Origin of the sequence: Streptomyces stelliscabiei (genome assembly GCF_014873495.1) — a bacterium.
Classification (GTDB): domain Bacteria; phylum Actinomycetota; class Actinomycetes; order Streptomycetales; family Streptomycetaceae; genus Streptomyces; species Streptomyces bottropensis.
In genome coordinates, this window is the sequence record NZ_JADBGF010000001.1 from 5,142,551 (window position 1) to 5,156,116 (window position 13,566).

8 protein-coding genes and 2 tRNA genes are annotated in these 13,566 nt (G+C 73.1%); 2 read left to right on the plus strand and 8 right to left on the minus strand.

The window, feature by feature from the left end; all coding sequences use genetic code 11:
* Nucleotides 1-234 precede the first annotated feature (234 nt).
* The 3 genes from H4687_RS22700 to H4687_RS22710 form a co-directional block, all read right to left on the minus strand.
* Nucleotides 235-456 carry a hypothetical protein gene (locus H4687_RS22700; protein ID WP_013002359.1) on the minus strand — a complete coding sequence of 74 codons (222 nt, stop codon included), beginning with the start codon at nt 454-456 and terminating at the stop codon, nt 235-237.
* 165 nt (nt 457-621) lie between these two features.
* Nucleotides 622-694, minus strand: a tRNA-Arg gene (locus tag H4687_RS22705).
* A gap of 199 nt (nt 695-893) precedes the next feature.
* Nucleotides 894-984 (minus strand) — tRNA-Ser (locus tag H4687_RS22710).
* A gap of 212 nt (nt 985-1,196) precedes the next feature.
* Here H4687_RS22710 and H4687_RS22715 point away from each other — a divergent pair.
* Complete coding sequence (locus H4687_RS22715; RefSeq protein ID WP_050398395.1) at nt 1,197-1,832, plus strand: SSI family serine proteinase inhibitor; 636 nt, start codon at nt 1,197-1,199, stop codon at nt 1,830-1,832.
* Nucleotides 1,833-2,162: 330 nt separating this feature from the next.
* Nucleotides 2,163-7,637: a PAS domain-containing protein gene (locus tag H4687_RS22720; RefSeq protein ID WP_192781708.1), complete on the plus strand. Its 5,475-nt coding sequence runs from the start codon at nt 2,163-2,165 to the stop codon at nt 7,635-7,637.
* An 85-nt stretch (nt 7,638-7,722) separates the two neighbouring features.
* On the opposite strand, the gene H4687_RS22725 is transcribed toward H4687_RS22720, so the two are convergent.
* The 5 genes from H4687_RS22725 to H4687_RS22745 all read right to left on the minus strand — a co-directional run bounded on the left by H4687_RS22725 (nt 7,723) and on the right by H4687_RS22745 (nt 13,219).
* Entirely contained in the window at nt 7,723-9,381 is a 1,659-nt protein-coding gene (locus H4687_RS22725; protein WP_078907216.1) for a long-chain fatty acid--CoA ligase, read from the minus strand.
* A 226-nt stretch (nt 9,382-9,607) separates the two neighbouring features.
* Nucleotides 9,608-10,336: a SigE family RNA polymerase sigma factor gene (locus H4687_RS22730; protein ID WP_404819285.1), complete on the minus strand. Its 729-nt coding sequence runs from the start codon at nt 10,334-10,336 to the stop codon at nt 9,608-9,610.
* Nucleotides 10,337-10,554: 218 nt separating this feature from the next.
* Nucleotides 10,555-11,721, minus strand: a complete 1,167-nt coding sequence (locus tag H4687_RS22735; protein ID WP_046916252.1) for a lipid-transfer protein — start codon at nt 11,719-11,721, stop codon at nt 10,555-10,557.
* On the minus strand, nt 11,718-12,131 hold the full coding sequence (locus tag H4687_RS22740) for a MaoC family dehydratase (protein ID WP_046916251.1): 414 nt from the start codon (nt 12,129-12,131) through the stop codon (nt 11,718-11,720). Before H4687_RS22740 ends, H4687_RS22735 begins: the two co-directional genes overlap by 4 nt.
* Entirely contained in the window at nt 12,128-13,219 is a 1,092-nt protein-coding gene (locus H4687_RS22745) for a bifunctional MaoC family dehydratase N-terminal/OB-fold nucleic acid binding domain-containing protein (RefSeq protein WP_046916250.1), read from the minus strand. Before H4687_RS22745 ends, H4687_RS22740 begins: the two co-directional genes overlap by 4 nt.
* Nucleotides 13,220-13,566 lie beyond the last annotated feature (347 nt).

Consider the following 13,566-nt stretch of genomic DNA (forward strand, 5'->3'; position numbering starts at 1 on the left):
CAACGCCTCCGCCCGGCGGTCCGGGGCCTGAACGAGCTACGTCGTCGAAGGCGGCGATGCCGCGCCGGCAGTGCGGGGGTGCAGGGAGATGCGGGCGCGGGTGCAGGCGCGGTGATGTGGCACGGCGACATGGCGGCGGGACGCGCCCCCGGCGGAGCGCAACCGGCCGTCGTTGTTCCGGACCTGGCCCCGACCCGGGCCCGGCCCTCGTTGTGTCTGTGTCTGTTTCCGGTCCTACAGCTTGCTCATCTTGGTGTACGGGCTCAGGATCCGCTGTCGCGCCGATCCGAAATCGACGAGTGCGGCGATCCCGTCCTCGATGCCGATCACCCGGCCGAGGCCGTACATGTCGTGGGTGACCTGGTCGCCCACCGCGAAGTGCTTGGGCGGCGGGGCGACCGGGGCCTTGAAGGGACTGGTGGGCAAATAGCGCTTCGGTGCACCTGGCTTTGTCATCTCGACCAGTATGCGCCCAGACGTATCCGCCAGTCCGCCCCCTTCCGCCCCCGGCCCCTCCCGGGACCCCCTCCGCACACCCCCGCGCCCGCTTCTGCCAGGGCGACGGCCACGGTCAACACCAACGCCGAAGGCCCCGGATCTCTCCGGGGCCTTCGGTGGATGTGCACTCGGCAGGATTCGAACCTGCAACCTTCTGATCCGTAGTCAGATGCTCTATCCGTTAAGCTACGAGTGCTTGTTTTGTTTTCCGCCGCTCCCGGCCCTTTCGGCCCGCTCGCGGCGACAGGAAGAACATTACATGACTGCCGTCGCCATGTGAAATCCGTTTCCCATACCCCTTGTGACCTGCGAAAACGCCTTCTGGGGCGGTCTTGGCGCGGAGGCGGGAACGACGAAGCCCCGGTCGGGTGGACCGGGGCTTCGGTGATCAAGCGCGGAGGCGGAGGGATTTGAACCCTCGATGGGATTGAAGTCCCAAACCGCATTAGCAGTGCGGCGCCATAGACCGGACTAGGCGACGCCTCCAGCACAACCACCCGCGCGAGCGCGAACGGTGCGTGCAGATGATGACACAGCCTGGTGGGCTGTCACCAATCGCCTCCCACGGTACTAGGCGGAGAGGCCGCAGGGCAAAGCCGTATGGCACGTCGGGAGCGGTGCGACGGGCCGCCGGGGAGGGGTGGGGACGGGGCGCGGCGGCGCCGCAACCGTGGGACGGGCGTGGCGTTAGTCAGGTCATGTCGCAGAGTGCCCCCACCCCCCGCCCGAAGCCCGACGCCCCCTCCGCCGACCGCCCCGGCTCCGGCCCCAACCCCAGGTCCGCGTCCGGCTCCGGCCCCACCCCAGGGCCCGCCTCCGCCGCGCGCCCACTCCCTCTCCGCAGGCCCCTCGGCCGCCCCGCCGCCCTGGGTCGGCTGCTCCTGGGCGCCGCCGCCTCGCTGGCCACGGCGGCCGCCGGCACGCTCGCGCCGGTGGCACCGGACGCGTACGCCGCCGAGGCGGTGTCGCGGGCGTCGCTGCCCGTGCCCACCCTCGCCGTCGGCTCCGAGGACCGGTTGACCGTCACCGTGCGGAAGGCCGGCGCCACGGCGGACGGGACGTTCGAGCTGCGGTGCCACCCCCAGGGGGGCAGCCACCCGGAGGCGCGCGAGGCGTGCGGGCGCCTCGACCGGCGCACGACGTGGGGGACGGATCCGTTCGCGCCGGTCGGGTCCGGGACCATGTGCACGATGCAGTACGGCGGGCCGGCCACCGCCCATGTCACCGGGACCTGGGCCGGGCGGCGCGTCGACGCGCGCTACGACCGGGGGAACGGCTGCGAGATCGCCCGCTGGGACGCACTGGTGCCCGTCCTGCCGGACCTCCACGCATAAGGAGGAGGAGGCGGGACAGGGAAGCGGAGAGCAAGGCGGGGAAGGGAATCGGCCACCCGTCGGCCGGCACGGGCGGCCCGCTCGACACACGTGCACAGCCCGTACATATGTGCCGCCGACAAGGTCCTCCGGCAAAACACACGGTCACGGCATCCCCGTCCGCACAGTCACCGCATCTCCAGATGTTCGGTGTGCGACCTCCCTCTCATCCGGCGTCGCGAGCGCAACCTCTGCCCGTAGACTCCCTCGCGTGACACGTTGCGGGCCGGTTGGCAAGATGGCCACGGGCCCGGCGGTCGGCAAGGTGCGGTAACAGGGAGGAAGCGTCTCGTGAGCAGCAGGCCATCCCGAGGCGCTGCTCGCCTCGCAGCCATACTGGACGCGCTGCCCGATGCGTTGGTGCTGGTCAACGCCAATGGGACCGTCGTCAACGCCAACACGATCGCGCTGGAGGCCTTCGAGGCCCCCGGGACCGCGCTGGTCGGACGCGGGTTGCTGGACCTCCTCCCCGAGTTCGACTCCCGGCTCATCCCGGGCTCCATGCGGCGGCCCGACACCATGGACCCGACCGGACGGACCAAGCCGACCCGGATGACCGCCCGCCGGACCGACGGCAGCGAGTTCCCGGTCGAGGTCACATCCGCGAATCTGGAGAACGGCCAGCAGGCGTACGACGGTTACGGCTCCGCCAATGACGAGCTGCTCATGCTGGTCGTACGGGATCTTTCGGGCACCGTCGACACCGAGGCCGAACTCGCGCGTTCGCAACGGCAGACCGAGATGATCCTGCGGGCCGCGTCCGAGGGCGTGGTCGGCACCGACACGGACGGCCGGATCGTCCTCGTCAACCCGGCGGCCGCCCAGATTCTGGGTTATCGGGCCAGTGACCTCGGCGGACGCGAGCTGCACACGCTCGTGCTGCACTCGCGCGAGGACGGCGCCCCCTTCCCGTACGGCGAGTCGCCGCTCGCGGACACCCTGCGGTCCGGGCGCAAGCACCGGGTGCGCGGACAGGTGCTGTGGTCGAAGAACGGCGAGAAGGTGTCGGTCGACCTGACGACCGCGCCGGTGCGTGACGGGGACCAGCTCGTCGGTGCCGTGATGACGTTCACCGACCGGCGGCCGTACGACAAGCTCGCCGAGGAGAAGGACTCCGAGGCCGAGACGCACGCGGAGGAGCTGGAGCGGCTCGCCAAGGAGCACGCCGAGGAACTCGCGGGCGTCCGGGAGGAGCACGCCGCCGAGCTGGCCGAGCTGAGCGAGCAGCACGCCGAGGAGCTCGCCGCCGGCGACGAGCGGTACGCGGCGCTCGGGGAGCGTGAGAAGGACCGGTACGAGGCGCTGGCCGCGCGGCACGAGCAGCTGCTCGCCGTGCTGGGCACGTCCCTGCGCGGCCCGCTCGACCAACTCCGCAGCGAGCTGGGCACCCTCGCCGCCGACGACGCCGGCCAGCTGTGGCCCGAGGCCAACCAGGTGCTGCACCACCTGACCGCCGGGTACTCGCGGATCACGACCCTCATCGACAACGTCCTCGGCTACCAGCGGATCGACGCGGGCGAGGACGGCCTCGTCCGTACGGCCGTCATGCTGGACGCGGTCGTCGCGGCCGGTGTCGACGGGGCCGTGGAGCTGATCGGGCCGGGACGGGTGCAGTTCGCCGTGCACGCGCCGCCCATCGAGGCCGAGGTGGACCAGGTGCGGCTCGCGACCGCGCTCGCGCACCTCGTCGCTGATGTCGCCGGTGTCGACGCGACGGGCAACGCGCCCATGTCCACCGGCGGTTACATGGACAACACCGTCGTGGTGGCGGCCGCGCAGCGCGGCGAGGTCGTACGCATCGAGGTGCGCGGGCCGTACGCCGGGGGAGACCCGGTGCACCAGCCGATCGTGCAGGGGATCGTGCGGGCGCACGGCGGTGTGCTCCAGACGGTCGAGGTGCCGGGGATGAGCGGCAGCGCCTATGTGCTGGAGGTGCCGCTCGGTGGCGGTGCCGGGGCCGTGCCCGCCGCCCCGATGCCCGCGGTGGTGGGCGCCGAGGCCGACTCCGCCCCCCTCGCCACCGGTGCCGAGGTCGCCCTGCCCGAGCAGGCCGCCGGTGGCGGCGGGCGCAGGCGGGCGCGGCGGTCGTCGGTGGACGCGTTCCTGGAGAGTGAGGACGCTCCCGAGGGCCAGGAGCCCGAGGCCGCGGTCGCGCCCACCGGTCGGCGCAGGCGCCGGGCGGAGGAGGCGGCGGTCGCGGCTGGTGCGGCTGACGGTGGCGCTGAGGGGCTCGTGCCCGCGCCGGGTGCCGAGGCCGAGGACGCCGGGGGCACCGGGCGGCGGCGCGGACGGGGTATCGCCATCGAAGCCGCCGGCGAGCCCGTGGCCGCCGAGGGCGCTGTCGTCACGGCGGCCGAGCACGCGGCGGGTGCCGCAGCCACCGCCAACGGACTGGGGGGAACGGTGCCGCCCCAGGGTGTGCCCGCGCCCGGCGGGCGACGCGCTCGCCGGGAGCCCGCCGCCGCGCAGAACGCCTTGCCGGCGGCGCTGCCCCCGGGCACCAGCCCCGGCGGTGAGGCGAGCGCCGCCGACGCCGGTTCCGCCTCCGGTACCGGCGCCGATTCCGGTGCGGAGGGCGGCGCTCAGCAGCCCACCGGACGCCGTCGTCGGGCTCTCGCCAGCGCGGAGGAGCGCGCCGCCGCGCCCGAGCCGGGCCCGCGAGCCGTCTTCGCGCTGCCGCCGGCCGAGGCCGACCGGGGACCCGAGTACGCGCAGGCGGCCGGGCTCGGTCCGGTGCCCCCGCCCGCGGGGCCGGGTGCGCCCGGCACGCCGATGCCGATGCCCATGCCCATGCCTCTGCCCGCCGGAACAGCCGCGCCCGCCTCGTCCGCCACGCCTGCCGTCCCCGCCGTGTCCTCCCCAGGATCTTCGCCGAGCGCCCCCGCCGTGCCCTCCGTGCCCGTGCAGGGTGGCCAGGGGGCGATCGGCTCGGGCGGGGGGCTGGTCCCGGCCGCTGGAGGGCAGCCGGTCGCTGGTGGAGGGGCGATCCCCGCTGGAGGACCGGTTCCCGCCGCGGGGCTCGCCCAGGCCGGAGGGCCCGCCCAGGCCGGAGGGCTCGCCCAGGCCGGAGGGCTCGCCCAGGCCGGAGGGCTCGCCCAGGCCGGAGGGCTCGCCCAGGCCGGAGGGCTCGCCCAGGCCGGGGGGCCCGTGCAGGCAGGGGGGCCCGTGCAGGCAGGGGGAGTCGTGCCCGCTGGTGGGCCCGCCCTCGCCGGAGGGCCGGTGTCTGCCCCCGGGGTCGGACAGCAGATCCCGCAGGCCGTGGCGGGCCAGGCCCCCGGTGCCGGTCAGGGCGTTGTCGCCGGCCAGGTACCGGGTGCCGCACAGGTCCCGGGTCCCGCACAGGTCCCGGGTCCCGCACAGGTCCCGGGTCCCGCACAGGTAGCGGGTGCGGGACAGGCACCCGGTACGGGACAGGTCCCCGCCGCGGGTCAGCACGCGGGCATCCCAGCCGGTGGCGTGGACGACGGCCGGCATGACACCGCGCCCCACCCCGCAGCCGACGACCACACACCTCCGCAACCGCACCCGATGCCCGCGCCCACGGGCCGTCGCCGGGCGGTACGGCAGTCCGCTCCCCAGCAGGGCGACGGTGTGGCCATGATGGCGACCGCCCAAGGGGTTCCGGCCCAAGGCGGCGCTCCGGCGCAGGGAATCCCCCCGCAGGGTGGGCCGGGCCGGCCGGTGCCCGCACAGGGCGCGGCGGTGGCCGCCGCCGCCCAGCCCGTCACCTCTCAGAACGTCTTGGGCGGCCCGCAGCCCGTTCCCGTCCAGGGCGTGCAGGCCGTTCCGCAGCAGGTGCCCGGCCAGGCCGTCGCCGCTGCTCCCGGTCAACTCGACCCCGCCGCGGTCGCGGCCGGGCAGCCCGTCGCCCCGCAGGGGGTCGTTCAGGGCGCGGCCCAGGCGGCCGTGGGACAGGCGCTCGCCGGACAGGCCAGCGCCGGACAGGTCGCCCCCGGGCAACCCGCTGTCGGGCAGCCCGTCGCCGCACAGGGCGCCGTCCCGCCACAAGGGGCCGCCGGGGCCCCGCAGCAGGCGCCCGCGCAGGCCGGAGCCCTCGGCCAGGCCGTCCTCGGGCAGTCCGTCCTCGTGTCCGGGGTCCAAGGCGTACAAGGGGTTCAGGCCGTGCAGGGCGTACCGGGTGCGCAGCCGGTTCAGGGCGCCCAGCCCGTACCGGCCCCCGGCGGCCCCGGCGCCCAGCAGGCTGCCGCCCCCGCTCAGGGCGCGCCCCAGCCCCAGTCCTGGCCCGACGCCCGCCACGAGACCTCCGGCGCGGGTATCCCCGTAGCCGCCGCTCCGCAGGCGCCGCTGCCCCCGCAGTCCACTCCCTCCTCGGGTACCCCGCTGCCGCCGGAGGTCGCCGTACAACAGCCGCGCGCCGCGCAGCCGTTGCCCGCCGAAGCCATGGCTCCGCCCCAGGCCCAGGCCGCGCCGGCGGCCCAGGCCCCGGCCCCCGCCGCCGCTCCTCTCGACCCCAACTCCACCCACGGGCGGGCGATCAGCGTGCGGACGCTCGGCCAAGGCGTCCCGTTCTCCCGCCAGGCCGGCCCTCAGGCACAGGCGCAAGCCGGCGCGCAGCCGGGCACCGGAGCCACGCCCGCCCCGAACCAGCCCGGTGGATCGGGCCGACGCCGCAAGCTCGGGACACCGCCGCAGCCGACCGGCGACCGCCCCGAGACCGCCGCGCTCCCCCACCCGCAGTCCACCCCGACGAACGGCACCGGCTTCCGCGTCGGCACCGGCCAGACCCCGCCCCCGGCCCGGACGGCCCCGCCGCAGCAGGCCACCACGCAGGTGTCGCAGCCGTCGATCGCCGGGCAGGCCCCGCTGCCCGCGCAGCCCTCGCTCGCCGGGCAGGTTCCGCTCCCGCCGCAGCCGTCCCTGGCCGGGCAGTCCCGGCTGACAGGCCGTACGGAGGGCGCCGGGCGGTCGTACGCCATAGGGGCGCCCGACGAGAACGCGGACGAAGGTCCCGAGCCGCTCGACGGACCCGGCGGTGCGGTGGAGGTTCCCGACCGGCCGCATCCGCAGCCGATGGACGACGAGTTGCCGCCGGAGCCGCTGGACAACCCGCGACGGCTGCTGGTGTGGCCCGCGCCGGACGCCGCGACCCACCAGGCCCTCAGCGACCGTGGCTACCGGCCCGTGATCGTGAACTCCCGCGAGGACGTGGACGCGCAGATCGCCGCCTACCCGGCCGCCCTGTTCGTCGATCCGCTGACCGGGCCCATCACCCGTACGGCACTGCAGTCGCTGCGCCAGGCCGCCGTGGCCGCCGAGGTCCCCGTCCTCGTGACGGCCGGGCTCGGCCAGGCGACGCGTGAGGCGGCCTACGGTGCCGACCCGGCCATCCTGTTGAAGGCGCTGGCGCCGCGCGACTCCGAGCAGCACCCGCCGCGTGTCCTGCTCATCGAGGAGCACGCGGAGATCGCGCTCGCCCTCACCACGACGCTGGAACGGCGTGGCATGCAGGTCGCGCGGGCCGCGTCCGACGCCGACGCCGTCACGCTGGCCGCACAGATGCGGCCCAACCTGGTGGTGATGGACCTGCTGCAGGTGCACCGCCGCCAGGCCGGGATCATCGACTGGCTGCGGACGAACGGCCAGTTGAACCGGACCCCGCTCGTCGTCTACACCGCCGCCGTCGACCAGTCCGAACTCCCGCGCCTGGCCTCGGGGGAGACGGTCCTCTTCCTGGCGGAGCGCTCGACGAGCACAGATGTGCAGACGAGAATCGTGGACCTGCTGGCACGAGTCGGCACGAACTGAACCCGTATACGGCAGGTGGGGCGGTGTTTCACGTGAAACACCGCCCCACCTGCCGTACGTACGGGTGCTAGATCCTCAGCACGTTCTAGATCTGCGTCACATCCAACGAGCCCTCCGCGTACTGCCTGCGGAGCACCTTCTTGTCGAACTTGCCCACGCTCGTCTTCGGCACCGACTCGATGATCGTCCAGCGCTCGGGCAGCTGCCACTTGGCGATGTGGCCCTCATCGGCGAGGAAGGAGCGGAGGGCGGCGAAGTCGGCGGTGGAGCCCTCCTTCAACACGACCGTCGCGAGGGGGCGTTCGCCCCACTTGTCGTCCGGTACGGCGACGACGGCGGCCTCGGCGACGTCCGGGTGGGCCATGAGGGCGTTCTCCAGCTCGACGGAGGAGATCCACTCACCACCGGACTTGATGACGTCCTTGGCACGGTCGGTCAGGGTCAGGAAGCCGTCGGGGCTGATCGTGCCGACGTCACCCGTCTTCAGCCAGCCGTCCTCGCTGAACTTGTCGTCGGGGCGTACGGGTTCGGCGCCCGACCCTCCGTAGTACGCGCCCGCGATCCAGGGGCCGCGGACCTCCAGCTCACCGGCGGACTCGCCGTCCCAGGGCAGGCGTTCGCCACCGGGGCCGGTGAGGCGGGCCTCGACGGAGGCGGGGAAGCGGCCCTGGGTGAGGCGGTACGCGAGCTCCTCCTCCGAGTCGGCCTCGACATGGGCCGGCGGCCGGGCGATCGTGCCGAGCGGCGAGGTCTCCGTCATGCCCCAGGCGTGGCAGACGCGCATGCCCAGCTTGTCGAAGGCCTCCATGAGGGCGGGCGGGCAGGCCGAGCCGCCGATGGTGACCTGGTTGAGCGAGGAGACCTCGCGCGGGCGGGCGGTCAGCTCCGCGAGCAGGCCCTGCCAGATGGTGGGGACGGCGGCGGCGTGCGACGGCTTCAGCGTCTCGATCATCTCGGCCAGCGGGCCGGGCTGCAGGAAGCGGTCCGGCATCAGCAGGTTGACGCCGGTCATGAAGGTCGCGTGCGGCAGGCCCCAGGCGTTGACATGGAACTGCGGGACGACGACGAGCGAGAGGTCCGCGTCCGTCAGGCCCATGGACTGGGCCATGTTGACCTGCATGGAGTGCAGGTAGATCGAGCGGTGGGAGTAGACGACGCCCTTGGGGTCGCCGGTCGTGCCGGAGGTGTAACACATGGCCGCGGCGGAACGCTCGTCCAGCTCGGGCCAGTCGTACGTGGTCGGCTTGCCGGCGATCAGGTCCTCGTACTCGTGCACCTGGACGCTCGCTCCGGCGAGCAGCGACCGGTCGCCGGGTCCGGCGACGACGACGTGCTCCACCGGCTTGAGGTGCGGAAGGAGCGGCGCGAGGAGGGGCAGCAGCGAACCGTTGGCGATGATCACGCGGTCGGCGGCGTGGTTGACGATCCAGGCGAGCTGCTCGGGGGGCAGCCTCAGGTTGAGGGTGTGGAGGACGGCACCCATGGAGGGGATCGCGAAGTACGCCTCCACGTGTTCCGCGTTGTTCCACATGAGTGTCGCGACACGCTCGTCGCCGTCGACCCCGAGGTCCTCGCGCAGGGCGTGGGCCAGCTGCGCGGTGCGGGCGCCGATCTCGGCGTAGGAGCGGCGTTCGGGCTCCCCCTCGCCGGTCCAGGTGATCACCTGCGACGTCCCGTGGATGACCTGTCCGTGGGTCAGGATCCTGGAGATCAACAGCGGTACGTCCTGCATGGTGCTCAGCACGGCGTCCTCCCGGGGCGGCTCTGCCTACGCGGTGGTAACGGTTGCGCTGATTCTGCTCACATACCGAGCGGTATGTCACTAGGGGGCAAGATGATCGATCAGACAGAGTGACCGGTCGAGCCCGAGTTCGAGCCCGAGTTCGAGCCGAGTTCGCGTTCGATCCCCCCGGGTCCACGGCCGCGCGCGTCCGTCTTCGGGCCGGGTTCCTGACCGGCCAACGAACGACTCAGCGCACGGGTTCCAGCTCGGGATCCTCACGCAGCTTGCCCAGCGCCCGCGAGACCGCCGACTTCACGGTGCCGACCGAGACCCCGAGGACCTCCGCCGTCTGTACCTCGCTCAGGTCCTCGTAGTACCTGAGGACCACCATGGCCCGCTGCCGCGCCGGCAGCTTCATGATCGCCCGCCACATCGCGTCGTGCAGCGCCTGCTGCTCGGCCGGGTCGGCGGCCTGGGCCCCCTCCGGCTCCGGCATCTCGTCGCACGCGAACTCGTCCACCTTGCGCTTGCGCCACTGGGACGTGCGGGTGTTCAGCAGCGCCCGGCGCACGTAGCCGTCGAGGGCCCGGTGGTCCTCGATGCGCTCCCAGGCGACGTACGTCTTGGCCAGCGCGGTCTGCAGCAGGTCCTCGGCGTCGCACGGGTTCGCGGTGAGCGAGCGGGCGGTCCGCAGCAGCACCGGCTGGCGGGCCTTCACGTACGCCGAGAACGACGGGTAGGACGCGTACGACGAGGGGTGCGACGACGGGTGTGATGTCGGGTGCGACGACGGAAGCGACAGGTTCGTCAGACCCGACAGAGCCGGCCGGACCGAGGTCGCCCGGGCCGCGGCCGAACGGACCGAGGTCGATCGGGTCCCGGTCGACCGGCTCGCGGTCGACCGGGCCGGGGTCGGCAGGGTCCGCGGCACTGGTGCAGCGGCCTTCGAAGCGCTGGTGCAGACGGGTGTGGTCATGGCTCCACGCTAGGAGCGGGCCGCGCCCGGCGGATCGGCCGCAGGTCCCGAAGGCGAATCCCCCTCAGGTTGTAGGAGTGGGGCAGACCCCACCTACTGAAGGTGGATGAACGGCCCCCAGGTACTGAGGGTGTACCCCTGAGAACCACCTGCCCAGGGTGTACGGCACCGGACCCCAAGGTGCCCGAAACCCCCCTCAGCCGTCACATCCCGCCCTCTCACCCGTCCGTCCCCAGGACCAACCCCGAGGTCGGCACCCCGGTACCCGCGGTGACGAGCGCCCGCTCGGCGCCGGGAACCTGGTTCACGGAGGTGCCCCGCAACTGCCGTACCGCCTCCGCGATGCCGTTCATCCCGTGCAGATACGCCTCGCCGAGCTGCCCGCCATGGGTGTTGATCGGCAGCCGCTCCTCGGCGACGAAGTCCGCCGCCTCCCCCGGCCCGCAGAACCCGAACTCCTCCAGCTGCATCAGCACGAACGGCGTGAAGTGGTCGTACAGGATGCCCACGTCGATGTCGTCCGGGCCCAGCCCCGAGGTCCGCCGGAGCTGGCGGGCGACGACGCCCATCTCCGGCAGCCCGGTGAGATCGCCGTCGTAGAAGCCGGTCATCTGCTGCTGCGCCCGGCCCGCCCCCTGCGCAGCCGCCACGACCACGGCGGGCGGCCTCGGCAGATCCCGCGCGCGCTCCACCGAGGTCACGACGAGCGCCTGGCCGCCGTCCGTCTCCTGGCAGCAGTCCAGCAGCCGCAGCGGCTCGGCGATCCAGCGCGAGGCCGCGTGCTCGTCGAGGGTGATGGGGCGGCCGTGGAAGTACGCCGCCGGGTTCGTCGCCGCGTACTTCCGGTCGACGACGGCCACATGTCCGAACGCCTCGGGGGTCAGCCCGTACGCGTACAGGTAGCGCTGCGCCGCCATCGCGACCCAGGAGGCGGGCGTGAGCAGCCCGAACGGGAGCGTCCAGCCGAGCGCCACGCCCTCCGCCGACGGCTCCCGGTGCCGCACGCCCGACCCGAACCGCCGCCCCGAGCGCTCGTTGAACGCCCGGTAGCAGACCACGACCTCCGCCACGCCCGTCGCGACCGCGAGCGCCGCCTGCTGGACGGTCGCGCACGCGGCGCCGCCCCCGTAGTGGACGCGTGAGAAGAAGGACAGCTCGCCGATGCCGGCCGCCTGCGCGACCGTGATCTCCGGACTCGTGTCCATCGTGAACGTCACCATCCCGTCCACGTCCGCCGGCGCCAGCCCCGCGTCGTCGAGCGCCGCCCGCACCGCCTCCACGGCCAGCCGCAGCTCACTGCGGCCCGAGTCCTTGGAGAAGTCGGTCGCGCCGATCCCGACGATCGCGGCACGACCACCGAGCCGGTCCTTGGTTCGTACGCTCATGCGACTTCCCCCGTCGTGGGGGCTTCGGGGAGCGTGACCGTGACCGTTCCGGTGACGTGTCTGCCGATGCCGTTCTCGCCGATGATCCTGACCGTGACGGTACGGCCGTCCATCGCCTCGACCGTTCCGGTCAACACCATCGTGTCCCCCGGGTAGTTGGGTGCCCCGAGCCGGATGGCGACCTTACGGAGGACGGCGGCCGCACCGAAGTGATCGGTGACGTACCGTCCCACCAGCCCGTTCGTCGTCAGGATGTTCATGAACACGTCCGGCGACCCGCGCCGCCGCGCCAACTCGGGGTCGTGGTGCACATCCTGGTAGTCGCGCGAGGCGATCGCCCCCGCGACGACGAGCGTGCGCGTGATCTCGATCTCCAGCGACGGCAGCACGTCCCCGGCCCGGGCCCTCATCCCCGCACCACCCCCTCAGCCGTCTCCTCCGTGCCTGCCGCCTCCTCCGCCGTCTCCTCCGTGCCTGCCGCCTCTCCTGTCCCCGCCGCCTCTTCCGCGCGGAACACGGGCAACTCCAACTCCTCGTCGTAGCGAGCGAATTCGAGGCGCACGGACATCCCGATCCGCACCTTGTCGTAGGGCACTCCGATGACGTTGCTGACCATCCGCACCCCTTCCGCCAGCTCGATCAGTCCGACGGCATAGGGCGGGTCGAAGGCCGGGAAGGGCGGGTGGTGCATGACGACGTACGAGAACACCGTGCCGTCGCCGCTCGCCTCGACCGTGTCCCACTCGGGCGAACCGCACGCGTTGCAGCCCGGCAGCCAGGGGAGGCGGAGCGAGGCGCAGTCGGCGCAGCGCTGGATGAGGAGGCGGCGGCGCGCGACGCCCTCCCAGAACCCGGCGTTGTCCCGGTTGACGACGGGTCGGGGGCGCCGGGGCCGTTGTTCCCGGGGCCGCTCGCCCACGGCCCGAGGCCGGGGCTCGGGCTGCCGCTCGTGCTGCCGCTCCCGCTCACCGTGAGCGTCGGCCGGGGCGCGCTCGGCGGGCGTCGTGGCCGGCGCGTACTTGAGGATCCGGAAGCGATGGGTGCCGACGAGTTCGTCGCCCTCGTCACCGGCCCGCACGTCCATGCGGGTCGTGACGAAGTACCCCGTGCCGAGCCGGGTGGTCTTCCGCTCGGAGACGGACTCGACGACCGAGTCGAAGGTGATCTCGTCCCCCGGCCGCAGCGCCCGCAGATACTCCTGCTCGCAGTCGGTGGCGACGACGGAGGTGTACCCGGCGTCGTCCAGCAGCGCCAGGAGTTCGTCGTACGCCGCCGAGCGGGTCTCGTGCCCGCTCAGCCCACCCATCGTCCACACCTGCAGCATGGTGGGCGGGGCGATGGCGTCGGGCCCGGTGTACGCGGGGTTGGAATCCCCCAGGGCCTCACACCAGTGCCGGATCATGGGCGAGTTGACGGGATCCTTGCCATGGCCGCCGAGGACGGCCGCGCGCCCCTCGTAGGCCTTGAGCCGTACGGACAGGTCCTCGGTCACCGCCACCGTCCCACCACCCCCTCCGAAGAATTCTGACTACCCGTCAGATTGAAGGAACTGGTGGCACACCTGTCAAGGTCGCCGGGGCTCGCCCGCGAGTGGGCATCCGACCACGAACGGCCCGAGGAAGCACCGGAAAACGCCTGTGCGGCGGCACCGAAACACCGCCGCACCCACCGAATCTCCCGCGAACCACCCTGGAAGACCCCATTCCCCCTGAAGCGTGATAAAAAGTCGATAAACCCCTTTAGATCAAGGAACTCCCAGCTCAGCGATGTCGAGCCCGACGAGCGGCAGCACGATCGGACGAGACAAGAGGCGAAGCGTTCCGGCGCATTTTTGGCCAACCCGCG

Excerpts from the sequence above, each read along its gene's own strand:
- H4687_RS22740 (WP_046916251.1), bottom strand. The coding sequence starts at position 12,131 with ATGAGGGCCCGGGCCGGGGACGTGCTGCCGTCGCTGGAGATCGAGATC.
- H4687_RS22715 (WP_050398395.1), top strand. The coding sequence starts at position 1,197 with ATGTCGCAGAGTGCCCCCACCCCCCGCCCGAAGCCCGACGCCCCCTCC.
- H4687_RS22700 (WP_013002359.1), bottom strand. The coding sequence starts at position 456 with ATGACAAAGCCAGGTGCACCGAAGCGCTATTTGCCCACCAGTCCCTTC.
- H4687_RS22735 (WP_046916252.1), bottom strand. The coding sequence starts at position 11,721 with ATGAGCGTACGAACCAAGGACCGGCTCGGTGGTCGTGCCGCGATCGTC.
- H4687_RS22730 (WP_404819285.1), bottom strand. The coding sequence starts at position 10,336 with ATGACCACACCCGTCTGCACCAGCGCTTCGAAGGCCGCTGCACCAGTG.